The sequence below is a fragment of the Sinorhizobium americanum genome (assembly GCF_001651855.1).
In the GTDB taxonomy this organism is placed as follows: domain Bacteria; phylum Pseudomonadota; class Alphaproteobacteria; order Rhizobiales; family Rhizobiaceae; genus Sinorhizobium; species Sinorhizobium americanum.
Window position 1 is genome coordinate 150560 of record NZ_LNQC01000077.1, and the last position, 15736, is coordinate 166295.

Sequence of the window (15736 nt, forward strand, 5' to 3'; positions counted from 1 at the left end):
CTACTGACGGATGGCGGAAAGGTTGACGGCCTCGAGATTGAAGGCGGCGGCCATCAGCGCCTTGGTGTAGTCCTCGGCAGGCGCCTCGAAAATCCGCTCGGCCGGGCCCTGTTCGACCACCTTGCCGAGCCGCATGACGATCACCTCGTTGGCAAGCGCCCGCACCACCTTCAGGTCGTGGCTGATGAACAGATAGGCGAGATTGTGCTTGCGCTGCAGGTCGCGCAGGAGGTCGACGACCTGCGCCTGGACGCTCATGTCGAGGGCCGAGGTCGGCTCGTCGAGCATGACGAATTGCGGTTTGAGTACCATCGCGCGGGCAATGGCAATGCGCTGCCGCTGGCCGCCGGAGAATTCGTGCGGGTAGCGCCAGCGGGTGGCCGGGTCGAGCCCGACCTCCTGCAGCGCTGCGGCAACGCGCCGGTCGCGCTCGTCGTCGGAGAGCGCCCTCTCATGGATCTTCAGCCCCTCGCCGATGATGTCGGCGACCGACATGCGCGGGCTAAGTGAGCCGTAGGGATCCTGGAAGACCACCTGCATGCGGTTCCTCAGCGGCCGCATCTCGCGGAAACTGTAGGCGTCGATGTTCTGGCCGACGAAGGCGATCCGTCCCTTCGACGAGATCAGCCGCGTCAGCGCCAGGCCGAGCGTCGTCTTGCCCGAACCGGATTCGCCGACGACGCCGAGCGTCTGGCCGGCACGCAGCGTCAGGTCGATGCCGTCCACCGCCTTCACGTGATCGACGACGCGGCGCAGGAAGCCGGCCTTGATCGGGAACCAGACTTTCACGTCCTTGCCTTCGACGACGACCGGCTTCGCTGGGTCGGAAGGCGGCGGCTCGCCCTTCGGCTCGGAGGCGAGCAGGTGCCGCGTATAGGCATGCTGGGGGTTGGCAAAAATCTCGGCGGTCGGGCCGGTCTCGACGATCTTGCCCTTGGTCATCACGCAAACCCGGTCGGCGATCTTGCGGACGATGCCGAGGTCATGGGTGATGAACAGCATGGACATGCCGTGCTGGTCCTTGAGCGCCTTCAGGAGTTCGAGGATCTGCGCCTGCACGGTGACGTCGAGCGCCGTCGTCGGCTCGTCGGCGATCAGCAGCTCCGGCCGGTTGGCAAGCGCCATGGCGATCATCACGCGCTGGCGCTGGCCGCCGGAAAGCTGGTGCGGATAGGCGCCGAGCCGCTTCTCCGCCTCGCGGATGCCGACCTGACTAAGGAGTTCCAGCGTTCGTGCCCGGGCGGCGGGCCCTTTCAGATCCTGATGGAGCTCGAGGATTTCGCCGATCTGCTGCTCGATCGTGTGCAGTGGATTGAGCGACGTCATCGGCTCCTGGAAGATCATGGTGATGTCGTTGCCGCGCACGTGGCGCAGCTCGGCATCGCTGGCCTTCAGGAGATCCTTGCCATTGAAGAGGATTTCGCCGCTCGGGTGGCTCGCGGCCGGATAGGGCAGGAGCTTCAGGATCGAGTTCGCCGAGACCGACTTGCCCGAGCCAGACTCGCCGACCAGAGCAACGGTCTCGCCGCGCTTGATGTCGAAGGAGATGTGGTCGACGGCGATGGAGGTGTCGCCGCCCTGGTGGAAGGCGATGGAGAGATCGCGCACGGAAAGAAGTGTGTCTGTCATCGTCGTGGCGCTCACCGGAATGTCTTCCTCGGGTCGAAGGCGTCGCGCGTCGCCTCGCCGACGAAGATCAAGAGCGACAGCATGACCGACATGGCGCAGAAGGCGGTAAGCCCGAGCCAGGGTGCCTGCAGGTTCGATTTCCCCTGGGCGATCATCTCGCCGAGCGAGGGCGAGCCGGGCGGCATGCCGAAACCCAGGAAGTCGAGCGAGGTGAGCGTTGTGATCGAGCCGGACAGGATGAAGGGCAGGAAGGTCAGCGTCGCCACCATCGCGTTCGGCAAGAGGTGCCGGTACATGATCGTGCCGTTGCCGACGCCGAGCGCGCGGGCCGCATTGACGTATTCGAAATTGCGGGCGCGCAGGAATTCGGCCCGCACCACGCCGACAAAGCCGACCCAGGAAAAGAGCAGCATGATGCCGAGCAGGATGAAGAAGCCCGGCGGCAGGATGGCGGCGATGATCAGCAGGATGTAGAGCACCGGCATCGACGACCAGATTTCGATGAAGCGCTGCAATAAAAGGTCGGTCCAGCCGCCGAAATAGCCCTGCACTGCCCCGGCCGAAACGCCGATCACCGCCGAGGCGATGGTGAGCGCCAGGCCGAACAGCACCGAGATGCGGAAACCGTAGATCATGCGCGCCATGACGTCGCGCGCCTGATCGTCCGTACCCAGCCAGTTCAAATTGCCGAGTATGCAGTCGCGATCGGCCGCGCCTTGCGGATAGGCGGAGCAGCGCTCCTCCTCGCTCATCAGCCAGAAGGGCGCAGTCGGCGCCGAATGCGGAATATTGGAGTTGACGGTCTGATAGGAATAGCGGATCGGCGGCCAGATCATCCAGCCATTCGCCTCGATCTCGTCGCGGATGAAATCGGAGCGGAAGTCGGTCTCGGCCAGGAAGCCGCCGAATTTCTCTTCCGGGTAATCCACCAGCACCGGAAACAGGATCTCGCCCTTGTAGGAAGCAACGATCGGCTTGTCATTGGCGATGAACTCGGCGCAGAGGCTGAGGCCGAAAAGCACAAGAAAAATCCAGAACGACCAGTAGCCGCGCCGGTTTGCCTTGAAATTCTGCCAGCGGCGCCGGCCGATCGGCGTCAGCCAGCCCTTTTCCGGCGCTTGTGAATAGGTCGCGACGGTGCTCATCAGACGTCCCTCCGCTCGAAGTCGATGCGTGGGTCGACCCAGGTGTAGATCAGGTCGGAGATGAGGCTGACGATGAGACCCATCAGCGAGAAGATGTAGAGGGTGGCGAAGACGATCGGATAGTCGCGCTTGACGACGGCGTCGTAGCCGAGGCGGCCGAGCCCATCGAGGGAGAAGATGTATTCGATCAACAGCGAGCCGGTGAAGAAGGCGGAGATGAAGGCGCCGGGAAAGCCGGCGATGATGATCAGCATCGCATTGCGGAAAACGTGGCGGTAGAGCACCTTGCGTTCGCTCAGCCCCTTGGCGCGCGCGGTCGTCACATATTGCTTCTTGATCTCGTCGATGAAGGAATTCTTCGTCAGCAGCGTCGTCGTCGCGAAGGCCGAAAGCAGCAACGTGATCAGCGGCAGCGTCATGTGCCAGAAGTAATCGAGAATCTTCTGGTACCAGGGAAGCTCGTGGAAATTGTCCGAGACGAGGCCGCGCAAGGGGAACCAGTCGAGGAAGGAGCCGCCGGCGAAGATCACGATCAGCAGGATGGCGAAGAGGAAGCTCGGCACCGCATAGCCGATGACGATTATACCGGAGGTCCAGACGTCGAAGGTCGAGCCGTCGGAAACCGCCTTCCGAATGCCGAGCGGGATGGAGATGGCGTAGGAGAAGATCAGGATCCAGACGCCGAGCGAAATCGAAACCGGCATCTTCTCGATGATGAGGTCGACGACCGAGGTATTGCGGAAAAAGCTCTCTCCGAAATCGAAGCGGGCATAGTTCCACATCATGTCGAGAAAGCGCTGGAGCGGCGGCTTGTCGAAGCCGAACTGCTTCTCGAGCTTGGCGATGAATTCCGGATCGAGACCCTGCGCGCCGCGATAGCGCCCGCCCTCGTCGCCGCCCCCCTGCAGGAGATCGCCGCCGCTGCCGGAAAGCCGATCGGAGCCGGCTGCGTTCGTCAGGTCCGAAATCACCTGCTCCACCGGACCGCCCGGCGCGAACTGCACGACGGCAAAGGAGATCGCCATGATGCCGATGATCGTCGGGATCATCAGCAGCAGCCGGCGCAGGATATACGCACCCATCAGGCGAACCTCGGCATTGTGGCGCCGCCTATCGACGGGGCGCTGGTTTGCCGTCTATTTCGTCTCAATCCTATACTCCTTGGGCGTCCGATGCCGCCGGTCGTCCGGTATTTTTAACTGATTCGCTTCCTGCATTTGGAATCGAGAGCGGCCTCAAGCGCAAGTCTTCATTGGCTGGCAGCGCCCTTGAACCACCACACGTCGGGAAAGCCGATCGCGTATTTCGGCAGTTCTGCTGGCCGGCCGAACTTGTCCCAATAGGCGATGTTCGCCTTGAGCTTGTAGTAGAGCGGGACGACGTAATTGTGGGCGAGAAGGACGCGGTCGAGCGCCTTGGTGGCGGCTACGAGGGTGTCGCGATCCTTGGCGAAGATAACGCGCTGGATCAAGGCGTCGACGCCGGGATCGGAGATACCGGCATAGTTCCTTGACCCTTCGCGCGAGGCCGCCTTGGATCCCCAATAATCCGCCTGCTCGTTTCCGGGGCTCAGGCTCTGGCCCCAGACTTCCCAGGTCATGTCGTAGTCGAAGGCACGCTCCCGATTGGTATATTGCGAATCATCGACCAGGCGGATGCTCGCCTCGATGCCGATTCGCTTAAGGTTCTGGGTATAGGGCAGCGCCACCCGCTCGAGTGCCGGGCTGTTCACGAGAATCTCGAAGACGAATGGCTTGCCGGTCAGCTTGTTGACCATGCGGTTGCCTTTGAGCTCGAAACCCGCTTCCTTGAGGAGAGCGATTGCCTTGCGCAAATTGTCGCGTGCCTTTTCCGGCGTGCCGCCGACCGGATTGGTATACGGTGTCGTGAATACTTCCGGCGGCACCAGATCCTTGACCTCGTTGAGGATCTTCAGTTCCTCGCCCTCCGGCAGGCCGGAGGAGGCAAGCTCGGTGCCGAAGAAGAAGCTGTTCACGCGTTGATATTGATTGAAGAAAATGGTCCGGTTCAGTTCCTCAAAATCGAGCGCATAGTTCAGCGCCTGGCGCACGCGCTCGTCGTCGAACGGCTTGCGGCGCATATTCGGCACCATCGCCTGCATCACGCCCGTTGCCCGGAAGGGGTTGGGGATTTCTTCGCGCTTTACGCGGCCGTCTTTCACCGCAGGGAAGTCGAAGCCGGTTGCCCAGCGCATCGCCTGGTTCTCGGTCCAGTAATCCGTGTTGCCGGAGCGGAAGGCTTCAAATTCGACCTCCCGATCGCCGAAGAATGAGTAGGTGATCGAGTTGAAATTGTTCTGGCCGATATTGACGTTGAGCGAAGCGCCCCAATAGTGGTCACGCCGTTCGTAGCGGATCGTGCCGCCAGCGGAGAAGGAAGCGATGCGATAGGGTCCGGAACCGATGACCGGCTCGAGTGTCGTGCGGCTGATGTCCCGCGGCTTGCCGTCCGGCCCCTTGCCCTCCCACCAATGTTTCGGAACGACCAGAATCTGCCCGAGTATGTTCGGCAGTTCGCGATTGTTCTTCTCGTCAAAGTGGAAGGTGACGTCGCGGTCGCCGGTTTTCTCCACCTTCACCACATGCCGGTAATAGCTTTGGTAAAGGGGGTTCAATTCCTTTGCCTTTTCGAAGCTGAAGACGACATCCTCGGGTGTGACGGCTTTTCCGTCCGCCCATTTCGCTTCGGACCGCAGCCGGAAGGTGGCCGACGAGATATCCTCCGGGAAGGAAACCCCTTCGGCGAGAAGTCCGTAGGCGGTGGAGATTTCGTCGTCCGACGGTTTCAGGAGCGTGTCGAAGACGAGCGCCAGCCCGACTGCCGGCTCTCCCTTGGTGGCCAGGAGCGGGTTGAAACTGTCGAAGGTACCGGTCTGCGAGAGCCTGATGTCGCCGCCCTTCGGAGCGTCGGGGTTCGCATAGTCGAAATGTTTGAAGCTGGGAGGGTATTTGAGTTCGCCAATAAGCGACAGTCCGTGGTGCCAAACCTGTTGTTGTTGGGCTTCTGCCGATGGCGTAAGCAGCAGGGACAAAGCTAGTAATACGGCTGCCAGTGTCGTTCGTCCCGTACCGCCACAATCCAGCATCCCGCCGATTCTCCTCGTATTTTCGATAGTTCTTCAAAACCAGAATAGGCCAAATCTGGGCAATTGACAGGACTTGCCCCAAATCAGGCGAATTTTTTCAGTCACATCCGGGTGAGTCGCAAGGCTGATGCAACCGCGGCGAATCAGGATAGAATTGGCGGGATCGAGCCCGCCTGTTGCGCGTCGCTGCCGATGGGGGAAATGGAATGGGACTTGATACGCGTGCCGCGCTTCGACGCTGCGGCTCCGCACTGCTGGCGCTGGTGACGAGCACGGGTCTTCTCGCGACCGATGCGGCCTCGGCGGACGGCACGCCGGCCAAGGAGCTCTTCGGTGCCAGGGCCTTGCCGACCGTGGCGGCGCCGACGTCCTACGGCTTCTATTCCAAGGGCTGCCTTTCCGGCGGCATCGCCATTCCGACCGACGGCCCGACTTGGCAGGCCATGCGCCTGTCGCGCAACCGCCGCTGGGGGCACCCCGAGATGATCGCGCTGATCGAGCGCTTCTCCCACGACGCGGCCGCAAAAATCGGCTGGCCGGGCCTGCTCCTCGGCGACATCTCGCAGCCGCGCGGCGGTCCGATGCTGTCCGGCCATGCGTCGCACCAGATCGGTCTCGACGCCGACATCTGGCTGACGCCGATGCCGCAGAAGACGCTCAGCTATCAGGAGCGCGAATCGATCTCCGCGACCTCGATGCTCGACAAGAGCAAGTTCCTGACGATCGACCGCTCCGTCTGGACGCCATCCCATGCGCGGCTGATCATGCTGGCGGCGAGCTATCCGGAGGTCGAGCGCGTCTTCGTCAATCCGGCGATCAAGAAGAAACTCTGCGACACCTGGCGGGGCGATCGCGCAGCACTCGGCAAGGTGCGACCGATCTACGGCCACGACTACCATTTCCATATTCGCATCAAATGCCCGGCCGGCTCGCAAGGCTGCAAGGACCAGGCCGCCGTGCCCGCCGGCGACGGCTGCGACAAGTCACTCGCCTGGTGGTTTACCGACGCACCCTGGGCAAAACCGAAGAAGAAGCCCGGCGAGAAGCCGCCGAAGCCCAAGTTTGCGACCCTTTCCGACCTGCCGAAGGCCTGCACACTGGTGCTGAACGGCCCGGCTCCGGCCTCCGAACAGCAGGCGACCTTTGGCACGGCCTATCGTGCTCCGGCCGCCATTCCCGCCGCGGCGACGAGCATCGAAGCCGTCATCGGCGCCGCGGCCGAGACGCCGCTTGCCGAGATTCCCGTGCCGCTGCCGCGTCCCGCTCTGCAATAGGGAAACATGCAAGCCGTGTCTTTGCAATTTCACGGCACTCCTGTATAGGCGTTCAAATCGATTTAAATCGGGACCGGAAGTGTGATTGCGCCGTGCTCTCCGCTCCGGCCCCGTGAGCTTGCCGGGGACGCAGCATGGCCGATCGCAAATGTCTCGCCCTGATCGCCCACGATCAGAAGAAGGATGATCTCGCTGCCTTCGCCAAAGCGCACGAAGCGACGCTTTCCGGCTGGAAGATCGTTGCCACCGGCACGACCGGCGGCCGCGTTCTCGACGCCTGCCCCGGCCTCGACGTGACGCGGCTGAAGAGCGGACCGCTTGGCGGCGACCAGCAGATCGGCGCCTTGATCGCCACCGGCGACATCGACTGCCTGATCTTCTTCGTCGACCCGCTGACCGCCATGCCGCACGACGTCGACGTCAAGGCGCTGATGCGTCTAGCCATCGTCTACGACATTCCGATGGCGCTCAACCGGGCGACCGCCGAGCAGTTGATCGACTTCAGGCGCAGCTGATACATCTTCGGAAACTATACGCGCGAGCCGGGACGAATCTGCCATGCTGACTGCGAGTGACCAGAGCTTCTCCTTTCCGATCTTGATCGGCGATATCGGCGGCACGAACGCCCGCTTCGCATTGCTCGCTGACCGGTCCGCCGAGCCCCTGCAGCTTCCGCCGATCAAGACCGGCGACTTCGAGACGATCGAGGAGGCGCTCAAGAAGAGCATTCTCGACAATATCTCCGAAAGGCCGCGTTCGGCGATCCTCGCTGTGGCGGGGCCGATCAAGAGCGACGAGATCCCGCTGACCAATGCCGGCTGGGTGATCCGGCCGAAGGACATGCTGGCGAAGCTCGGGCTGCAGGACGTGCTGGTCATCAACGACTTCGAGGCGCAGGCACTCGCGATCGCTGCGCCGGCCGAAGAGGATGTCGTGCAGATCGGCGGCGGCAGCATCCGGCCGCGGAGTTCCCGCGCGGTGCTCGGCCCCGGCACCGGCCTCGGCGTCGCCGGCCTCGTTTTTGCCCAGGACACCTGGATCCCCGTACCGGGCGAAGGCGGGCATGTGGATATCGGTCCGCGCAGCGAGCGCGATTTCCAAATATGGCCGTTCCTCGAGCCAATCGGAGGCCGCATGGCGGGGGAGCAGATCCTTTGCGGACGCGGCATCATGAATCTCTACCGCGCCGTCTGCGCTGCCGATGGCCTGGAGCCGTCGCTCAAGGATCAGGCGGAAGTGACGACCAGCGCGCTTTCCGGGCAGGATCCGGCGGCGGTCGAGACCGTGTCGCTGTTCTGCACCTATCTCGGCCGCGTCGCCGGCGACATGGCGCTCACCTTCATGGCCCGCGGCGGAGTCTATCTCGCGGGCGGAATTTCGCAGAAGATATTGCCGGCGCTGATGAGGCCGGAATTCCGCGCCGCCTTCGAAAACAAGGCGCCGCACTCGGCACTGATGCAAACCATACCGACCTTCGCGGTCGTCCATCCCATGGCGGCGCTTTCGGGGCTTGCCGCCTTCGCACGCACGCCGAGAGACTTCGGTGTTGCAATGGAGGGACGGCGCTGGCGAAGCTGAGCGGCGGGCCGATGCAAAGACTCGCCAAAGCAGCTTCAAACCACTATAGACCCCCGACACGTGGCGGCGACGTGCGGCATGCCATTACAGCGCCGCGCGTCGCATCAGACGCGCAAAGGTCGCTGTAGCAGTTTGAATTGCTGCATGTTTCCTTAGATCGGCTAAGATCCAAGGAAACATGCAGAAAGGCCAGGGAAAACGGGCTTCTTGAACGCGACGAACAGCAAACAGCGCGCGATCGATTCCGAGACGATCACCGGAATTTTGCGGCGCGTCATCGCCGAGAACGGTCGCGATCACATCCGGGGCTATGCCTTCGCGATTTCCTGCCTGATCGTCGTGGCGGCAACGACCGGCTTCACCGCCTGGATCATGGAAACGGTCGTCAACGAAGCCTTCGCCAACAGGCGGGCGGATATCGTGCTTGTGATCTGCGCCGCCATTTTCGCGGCCTTCGTCCTGCGCGGTCTGGCGACCTACGGTCAGGCGGTCGCGCTTTCGAAGATCGGCAACAACATCGTGGCGCGCTACCAGCGCCGGCTCTACTCACACATCATGGCGCTCAGCGTCGGCTATTTCCACGAGCATCGCTCGGCGCAGCTTGCGGCGAAGATCAGCCAAAACGTCAGCGGCATACGTGACGTGCTCAACATGACGGTCACATCGATCGCCCGGGACTTCCTGACCCTGATCGGTCTGGTCGGCGTCATGTTCAGCAAGGACTGGCTGCTCTCGCTGATCGTTTTCTTCGTCGCGCCGCCGCTGTTCCTCGGACTGCGCTACATTTCGAGGCGTTTGCGGCTGGCGACACGCGAGGCCATCGAGGTCAACAGCCGGGTACTCGGGGCGATGCAGGAGACGATCCAGGGCATCACCATCATCAAGGCCTTCACGATGGAGAACGAGCTCCGCCGCAAGGTCGAGACGATCATCGATCGGGCCGAGAACCGCGCAAACCGCATCGCGCGCCTGAGCGAGCGCACGGCGCCGATGACCGAAACCTTCGCGGGCCTGGCGATCTCCAGCGTGCTTGCCTATGCCGCCTTCCGGACGATCTACGGCAACGTGCCTCCGGGCGCCTTCTTCGCCTTCGTCACGGCGCTTTTGATGGCCTATGATCCGGCCCGCCGCCTCGCACGGCTGCAGGTGTCGATGGAGCGCGCCGCCGTCAATGCCCGCATGATCTACGAGATCCTCGACACGGTTCCGCATCAGCGCGACCGGCCCGACGCCACCGAACTGAAACTCGGCGAGGCGACCGTCGAACTGCGCGATGTGCGCTTTTCCTATGCCAATGGCGATGAGATCCTTAAGGGCGTGAGCTTCCGGGCTGAGGGCGGCAAGACGACGGCGCTCGTCGGCCCGTCCGGTGCCGGCAAGTCGACCATCATTAGCCTCATCCCGCGCTTTTACGATCCGCAATCCGGCGAGATCCTGATCGACGGCCAGAACATCGCCGGCGTTACCAAGCAGTCGCTGCGCAACGGCCTCGCCTATGTCTCGCAGCAGCCTTATCTCTTCGAAGGCTCGATCCGCGACAATATCCGTTACGGCCGTCCCGATGCCACGGATGAGGAAGTCGAGGAGGCCGCAAGGCTTGCCTATGCGCACGACTTCATCCTGGCGCAGCCGCAGGGCTACGACACGCCGGTCGGCGAGCATGGCGTGACGCTCTCCGGCGGCCAGCGGCAGCGCCTGTCGATCGCCCGCGCGCTGGTGCGCAACGCGCCGATCCTTCTTCTCGATGAGGCCACCTCGGCGCTCGACACCGAGTCCGAGGCCGCCGTGCAGAAGGCGCTCGACCAGGCGATGAGCGGGCGTACCGTCATCGTCATCGCCCACCGCCTCTCGACCGTCGTCAATGCCGACAAGATCGTCGTGATGAAGGACGGCAGGGTCGTCGAGGAGGGGTCGCATGAGGAGCTTGCGCGGCGGCCGGACGGTCTCTACGCTCGCCTCCACAATCTCCAGGGCAACGGCGCTGACCTGCCCGACGAAGCGAAAATCCTATAGTTACGAGGAAATCTGGCGATGAGCGAAACGGACATGAAGCTCGTGGTGGTCGGCGCGGCCGGTCGTATGGGCCAGACGCTGATCCGGATCGTTCACCAGACGGCCGGCGTGCGGCTGCATGCCGCGATCGAGCGCTCGAACTCGCCCTTCCTCGGCCGTGACGCAGGCGAGCTTGCCGGCCTTGGACCGATCGGCGTCCCCGTCACCGACAAGCCCCTTGAAGCCTTCGTCGAGGCAGAGGGAGTGCTCGATTTCACCGCGCCGGCGGCTAGCGTCGAATTCGCCGGCCTCGCGGCACAGGCGCGCATCGTTCATATCGTCGGCACGACCGGATGCTCCGCCGATGACGAGGCGAAGATCCGCGCGGCCGCCCGCCATGCCCGTGTCGTCAAATCGGGCAATATGAGCCTCGGCGTCAATCTCCTGGGCGTGCTCACGGAGAAGGCCGCGCGCGCGCTCGGACCCGCCGATTGGGATATTGAGGTCGTCGAGATGCACCACAAGCACAAGGTCGACGCGCCTTCGGGCACGGCGCTCCTCATTGGCGAGGCGGCGGCGAAGGGACGCGGCATCGATCTTGCGGACCATTCGGTCCGCGTACGCGACGGCCATACCGGTCCCCGCCCGCAGGGCACGATCGGCTTCGCGACGCTGCGCGGCGGCTCGGTCATCGGCGAGCATTCCGTGATCCTTGCGGGCGAGGGTGAACTGGTGACGCTATCGCACAGCGCCACGGATCGCTCGATCTTTGCCCGCGGCGCCGTCACCGCGGCTCTTTGGGCGCGCAGCCAGAAGCCCGGCTTCTATTCCATGCTCGATGTTCTCGGGCTCAACTGACACGTCAAACTCAAGAGGAAATCGAAATGAGCGGCACTCTCGTCCTCGTCCGGCACGGCCAGAGCGAATGGAACCTGAAGAACCTTTTCACCGGCTGGCGCGATCCGGACCTGACCGAGCTTGGCGTCGAGGAAGCCATGGCCGGCGGCAAGGCGCTCGCCGAGTACGGGATCAAGTTCGACATCGCCTTCACCTCCGATCTCGTCCGCGCCCAGCGCACCTGCCAGATGGTGCTCGATGCGGTTGGCCAGTCGTCGCTCGAAACGATCCGCGACCAGGCGCTCAACGAGCGCGACTATGGCGATCTCTCCGGCCTCAACAAGGACGATGCCCGCGCCAAATGGGGTGAGGAGCAGGTGCATATCTGGCGCCGCTCCTATGACGTGCCGCCGCCCGGCGGCGAAAGCCTGCGCGACACCGGCGCCCGCGTCTGGCCGTACTACCTGACCGAAATCCTGCCGCGCGTGCTTGCCGGCGAGAAAGTGCTGGTCGCCGCCCACGGCAATTCGCTGCGCTCGCTCGTCATGGTGCTCGACCGCCTTACCAAGGAGCAGGTCCTGAACCTCAACCTCGCGACCGGCGTGCCGATGGTCTACAAGCTGAAGGCGGATTCCACCGTCGCCTCCAAGGAAGTGCTCGGCGACATGTCGGCCGCGCATTGAGCCCCACATCCTCGATCGATCAAAAGGGGCGCCGCGGCGCCCCATTTTGTTTCATGCCTTTCCCGCTTCCCAGCCGAGGATCGCCCGCTTTCGCGTCAGCCCCCAATGATAGCCGGTGAGTTCGCCGCCCTTGCCGAGCGCCCGGTGGCAGGGCACGACGAAGGAGATCGGGTTGCGGCCGACGGCCGCTCCGACGGCGCGCGACGCGGTCGGTTGGCCGATTTCGCCGGCTATCTTCGAATAGGTCGTCGCCTTGCCAAGCGGAATGTTCAACAGCGCCTGCCAGACCCGGATCTGGAAGTCCGAGCCGATCAGGACGATGTTGAGCGGCTCGTCGGCGCACCAGCGCTCCGGGTTGAAAATACGTGCCGCATAGCGTGCCGTTGCGGCGCTGTCCTCGAAATAGACGGCGTTCGGCCAGCGGCGGGCCATGTCCTTGAAGCTCGCCCGCTCCTCGCCCGCATCGGCAAAGGCGAGGCCCGCGAGGCCGCGGTCGGTCACCATCACCAGCGCCGTGCCGAAGGGGGAAGGATGGAAGCCGTAACGGATCGTCAGTCCCGCGCCGCGCGCCCTCCACTCGCCGGGAGACATCGCCTCATGGGTGACGAAGAGATCGTGCAGCCGCCCGGGGCCGGAGAGCCCGACCTCGATGCTGGTCTCGAGCAACGGCATCTCTTCCTGGCGCAGGAGCCGCTTTGCGTGATCGAGCGTCACCGCCTGCAGGAAGGCCTTCGGCGAAAGTCCGGCCCAGCGGGTGAAGACCTTCTGGAGCTGAGTCGGCGACTGGCGGAGGCGGCGGGCGATCGTTTCGAGCGACGGCTGGTCGCGGTAGTCCTCCGTCAGCATCTCGATGACATGGCGCACGGTGTCGTAATCGGTGCCGTCCGGGGTGATGTCGGTGGGAATGGTTGTGACGACGTTCATGGATCATCTCCTGTCATGCCGCAGGAAACCATGCGGGAGACCGGATAACCACCCGATTCTTGATTCATCTCGACCGCGCCGTGGCGAGCGCCCGGGAGAAGGCGACGGCGAAGGTTTCGCGATCGTCGCGGTTGAGAAACGAACCGACGTCCGTCTGCCGGCCGTCGCCGCTGATCCTCATCGAGACGATGCCGATCTCCTGGTGGCGCTTGATGCTGAAGCGCGCCCAGAAGGGGTTGAAGCGATGCTCGATCATGTTTCCCGATGGCGCGAACTTCCTCACCGACACGTCGGTGCGCGAGACGCTGACCTCCTCGCGGGCGCGCGCCGAATGGTAGTTGAGCCAAAAGGCGCCGAAGAGCAGCACGAAATCAAGGCCGAAGAAGAACACGATCGGCCAGGCGCCGATGACCAGGAACACCAGGACATGCACGGCGCTCATCGCAGCCGCGATCATCAGCAGGATCTTGAACCCTTTGAAGCCGAGCGAGCGGTAGGGGGTGAGTTCCGCCGAAAAGATCGGCGCGTCGTTGATGCTTGTCTCGGCGTTGCCTTCGGTCATAACCAATGACTATAGATGCAGCATGAAAAACGTGAAGCGCAAATTGTCGCCGGGACCCGCGAAACCGCGCGCGGCAACGGCTGCCCGCCGATCCACGCGGCAGCGCAGTGTCTATAGCAAGGCGGAGATCGAGGAAATCTTCCGCCGCTTCTCGGTCCAGCGGCCAGAGCCGAAGAGCGAGCTCGAACATGTCAACGCCTTCACGCTGCTGGTGGCGGTGGCGCTTTCGGCGCAGGCGACCGATGCCGGCGTCAACAGGGCGACGCGGCCGCTTTTTGCCATTGCAGACACGCCCGAAAAGATGCTGGCGCTCGGCGAGGAGAAGCTGCGCGACCATATCAAGACCATCGGCCTTTACCGCAACAAGGCGAAGAACGTCATTGCGCTCAGCCAAAAGCTGATTGCCGATTTCGGCGGCGAGGTGCCGAAGACGCGCGAGGAACTGATGACGCTGCCGGGCGTCGGCCGCAAGACCGCCAATGTGGTGCTGCAGATGGCCTTCGGCCAATCGACGATCGCCGTCGACACGCATCTCTTCCGCATCGCCAACCGGATCCGCCTCGCACCCGGCAAGACACCGGACGAGGTCGAGGCCAATCTGATGCGGGACATCCCGGCGACATATCTCTATCACGCCCATCACTGGCTGATCCTGCACGGCCGCTATGTGTGCAAGGCCCGCCGGCCGGAATGCGAGCGCTGCATCATCGCAGACCTCTGCAAGTCGCCCGAAAAGAGTTGCGACATTCCGGCGCCGCTCATCGAATTGCCGCCGCAGATCCTGCCCGTCGCCGGCTGACGACTGGCGCCTCATGGATCGATCAGCCGATCGATCAGCCTGTCGATCGCATAGGCATAATCGGCCCGCGCCGCACCGGCATCGATCTCGAGCGCAGCCCGGTCAAAGGCGGCGGACAAGAGAAAGGCCATTGCCTTGACCGCCTTTTCCTCCAGGCGGTGGGAAGCCATGGCCGTGCCTAACCCTTCTTCCAGAGTTCTGCCGCCATGCGCGGCGTCGATCGCCGCCATCTCGGTGACGCCGAGGACGGCCGGGCCGTCGAGCAACAGCAGGCGCACCCGGCCGGGAACCGCCATTGCGTCGAAATAGGCGGCTGCCCCGGCGAGCAGCGCCTCGCGAGGCGCGAGGCCTTCGGGAGCGGACCGTTCGATCGCCGCCGCGACTTCGCGCGCCTCCCTTTCTATCACCGCCCGAAACAGCGACTTCTTGTCCTCGAAATGGTGATATAGCGCGCCGCGCGTAAGCCCCGCCGCCGCGACGATCTCCGGCGTTGCCGTGTCGGCATAGCCCTTGGCGACGAAGAGTTCGTGTGCCGCGTCGATGATGGCGGCGCGGGTCGTATCTGAACGCTCACGATTCGAGCGCCGCACTGATTCCTGTTGCATACATACAGCCTGTATGTTAACTGAAGATACATGCAGATTGTATGATAATGAGCAATGGAGGAAAAGCATGAAATCGACGAGCTATTATCCGGTGATCATGACCGCCGACGTGCCGGCGACGGCCGACTTCTACGTGAAGCACTTTCGCTTTGAGGCTCTTTTCGAGAGCGACTGGTACATGCATCTGCAGTCGACGGAGGACGAACGCGTCACGCTTGCGGTTCTCGATTATCGCCACGAGACCGTTCCGGAACAGCGTCGAGCACCCGTTCAGGGCCTGCTTCTGAATTTCGAAGTCGAGGATCCCGATCGGCTCTATGCCGAGATGCGCGGCGCCGGGCTTCCCATTCTCAAGGCCCTCTGTGACGAAGACTTCGGCCAGCGGCATTTCATCACCGCCGATCCAAACGGCGTGATGATCGATGTCATCAAGCCGATCCCGCCAAGCGCCGACTTTGCGGATGCCTATGATGAAAGGGCGCTGCCGGCGTGATGGCGACATTTTCGCAGCATTCTTAGAGCTCCGGCATTGCTCGCGCGCCTCAAAGGCGGCACGGCTCTTCCAAATGGTCGGAAAACCGCTATTAACGAACACCGGCCAT

Annotated in this window: 15 protein-coding genes; 8 read left to right on the forward strand and 7 right to left on the reverse strand. The window is 63.3% G+C overall.

The window, feature by feature from the left end:
- From ATC00_RS26500 to ATC00_RS26515, 4 genes are all read right to left on the reverse strand, one after another.
- Positions 1 to 1629, reverse strand: a complete 1629-nt coding sequence (locus ATC00_RS26500) for an ABC transporter ATP-binding protein (RefSeq protein WP_064255116.1) — start codon at positions 1627 to 1629, stop codon at positions 1 to 3.
- 11 nt (positions 1630 to 1640) lie between these two features.
- On the reverse strand, positions 1641 to 2774 hold the full coding sequence (locus ATC00_RS26505) for an ABC transporter permease (RefSeq protein ID WP_037390618.1): 1134 nt from the start codon (positions 2772 to 2774) through the stop codon (positions 1641 to 1643).
- The gene (locus ATC00_RS26510; RefSeq protein ID WP_064255044.1) at positions 2774 to 3856 is read right to left on the reverse strand and encodes a microcin C ABC transporter permease YejB; all 1083 of its coding nucleotides are present in this window, start codon (positions 3854 to 3856) and stop codon (positions 2774 to 2776) included. Before ATC00_RS26510 ends, ATC00_RS26505 begins: the two co-directional genes overlap by 1 nt.
- Positions 3857 to 4023: 167 nt before the next feature.
- A complete protein-coding gene (locus ATC00_RS26515; protein WP_064255045.1) occupies positions 4024 to 5880 on the reverse strand; it encodes an extracellular solute-binding protein in 1857 nt (618 codons plus the stop codon).
- 206 nt (positions 5881 to 6086) lie between these two features.
- On the opposite strand from ATC00_RS26515, the gene mepA reads away from it, so the two are divergent.
- From mepA to ATC00_RS26545, 6 genes are all read left to right on the forward strand, one after another.
- Positions 6087 to 7154: a penicillin-insensitive murein endopeptidase gene (gene mepA / locus ATC00_RS26520; RefSeq protein ID WP_064255046.1), complete on the forward strand. Its 1068-nt coding sequence runs from the start codon at positions 6087 to 6089 to the stop codon at positions 7152 to 7154.
- 134 nt (positions 7155 to 7288) lie between these two features.
- On the forward strand, positions 7289 to 7669 hold the full coding sequence (locus ATC00_RS26525) for a methylglyoxal synthase (protein ID WP_037390623.1): 381 nt from the start codon (positions 7289 to 7291) through the stop codon (positions 7667 to 7669).
- Between the two features lie 43 nt (positions 7670 to 7712).
- Positions 7713 to 8732: a glucokinase gene (locus ATC00_RS26530; protein WP_064255047.1), complete on the forward strand. Its 1020-nt coding sequence runs from the start codon at positions 7713 to 7715 to the stop codon at positions 8730 to 8732.
- Positions 8733 to 8939: 207 nt separating this feature from the next.
- A complete protein-coding gene (locus ATC00_RS26535; RefSeq protein ID WP_064255048.1) occupies positions 8940 to 10745 on the forward strand; it encodes an ABC transporter ATP-binding protein in 1806 nt (601 codons plus the stop codon).
- 18 nt (positions 10746 to 10763) lie between these two features.
- A complete protein-coding gene (dapB, locus tag ATC00_RS26540) occupies positions 10764 to 11582 on the forward strand; it encodes a 4-hydroxy-tetrahydrodipicolinate reductase (protein WP_064255049.1) in 819 nt (272 codons plus the stop codon).
- A gap of 26 nt (positions 11583 to 11608) precedes the next feature.
- Positions 11609 to 12244, forward strand: a complete 636-nt coding sequence (locus ATC00_RS26545; protein WP_037390691.1) for a 2,3-bisphosphoglycerate-dependent phosphoglycerate mutase — start codon at positions 11609 to 11611, stop codon at positions 12242 to 12244.
- A 51-nt stretch (positions 12245 to 12295) separates the two neighbouring features.
- On the opposite strand, the gene ATC00_RS26550 is transcribed toward ATC00_RS26545, so the two are convergent.
- Positions 12296 to 13168 (reverse strand): methylated-DNA--[protein]-cysteine S-methyltransferase, encoded by an 873-nt coding sequence (locus ATC00_RS26550; protein ID WP_064255050.1) that lies wholly within the window; start codon positions 13166 to 13168, stop codon positions 12296 to 12298.
- Positions 13169 to 13232: 64 nt separating this feature from the next.
- Positions 13233 to 13730, reverse strand: coding sequence for a DUF2244 domain-containing protein (locus ATC00_RS26555; protein WP_037390689.1), 498 nt, complete (start codon positions 13728 to 13730; stop codon positions 13233 to 13235).
- 22 nt (positions 13731 to 13752) lie between these two features.
- Here ATC00_RS26555 and nth point away from each other — a divergent pair, with 22 nt between their 5' ends.
- On the forward strand, positions 13753 to 14529 hold the full coding sequence (nth, locus tag ATC00_RS26560) for an endonuclease III (protein ID WP_064255051.1): 777 nt from the start codon (positions 13753 to 13755) through the stop codon (positions 14527 to 14529).
- Between the two features lie 11 nt (positions 14530 to 14540).
- On the opposite strand, the gene ATC00_RS26565 is transcribed toward nth, so the two are convergent.
- The gene (locus tag ATC00_RS26565; protein ID WP_064255052.1) at positions 14541 to 15134 is read right to left on the reverse strand and encodes a TetR/AcrR family transcriptional regulator; all 594 of its coding nucleotides are present in this window, start codon (positions 15132 to 15134) and stop codon (positions 14541 to 14543) included.
- Between the two features lie 67 nt (positions 15135 to 15201).
- On the opposite strand from ATC00_RS26565, the gene ATC00_RS26570 reads away from it, so the two are divergent.
- Positions 15202 to 15627, forward strand: a complete 426-nt coding sequence (locus ATC00_RS26570) for a VOC family protein (protein WP_037390686.1) — start codon at positions 15202 to 15204, stop codon at positions 15625 to 15627.
- The last annotated feature ends 109 nt before the right edge of the window (positions 15628 to 15736 follow it).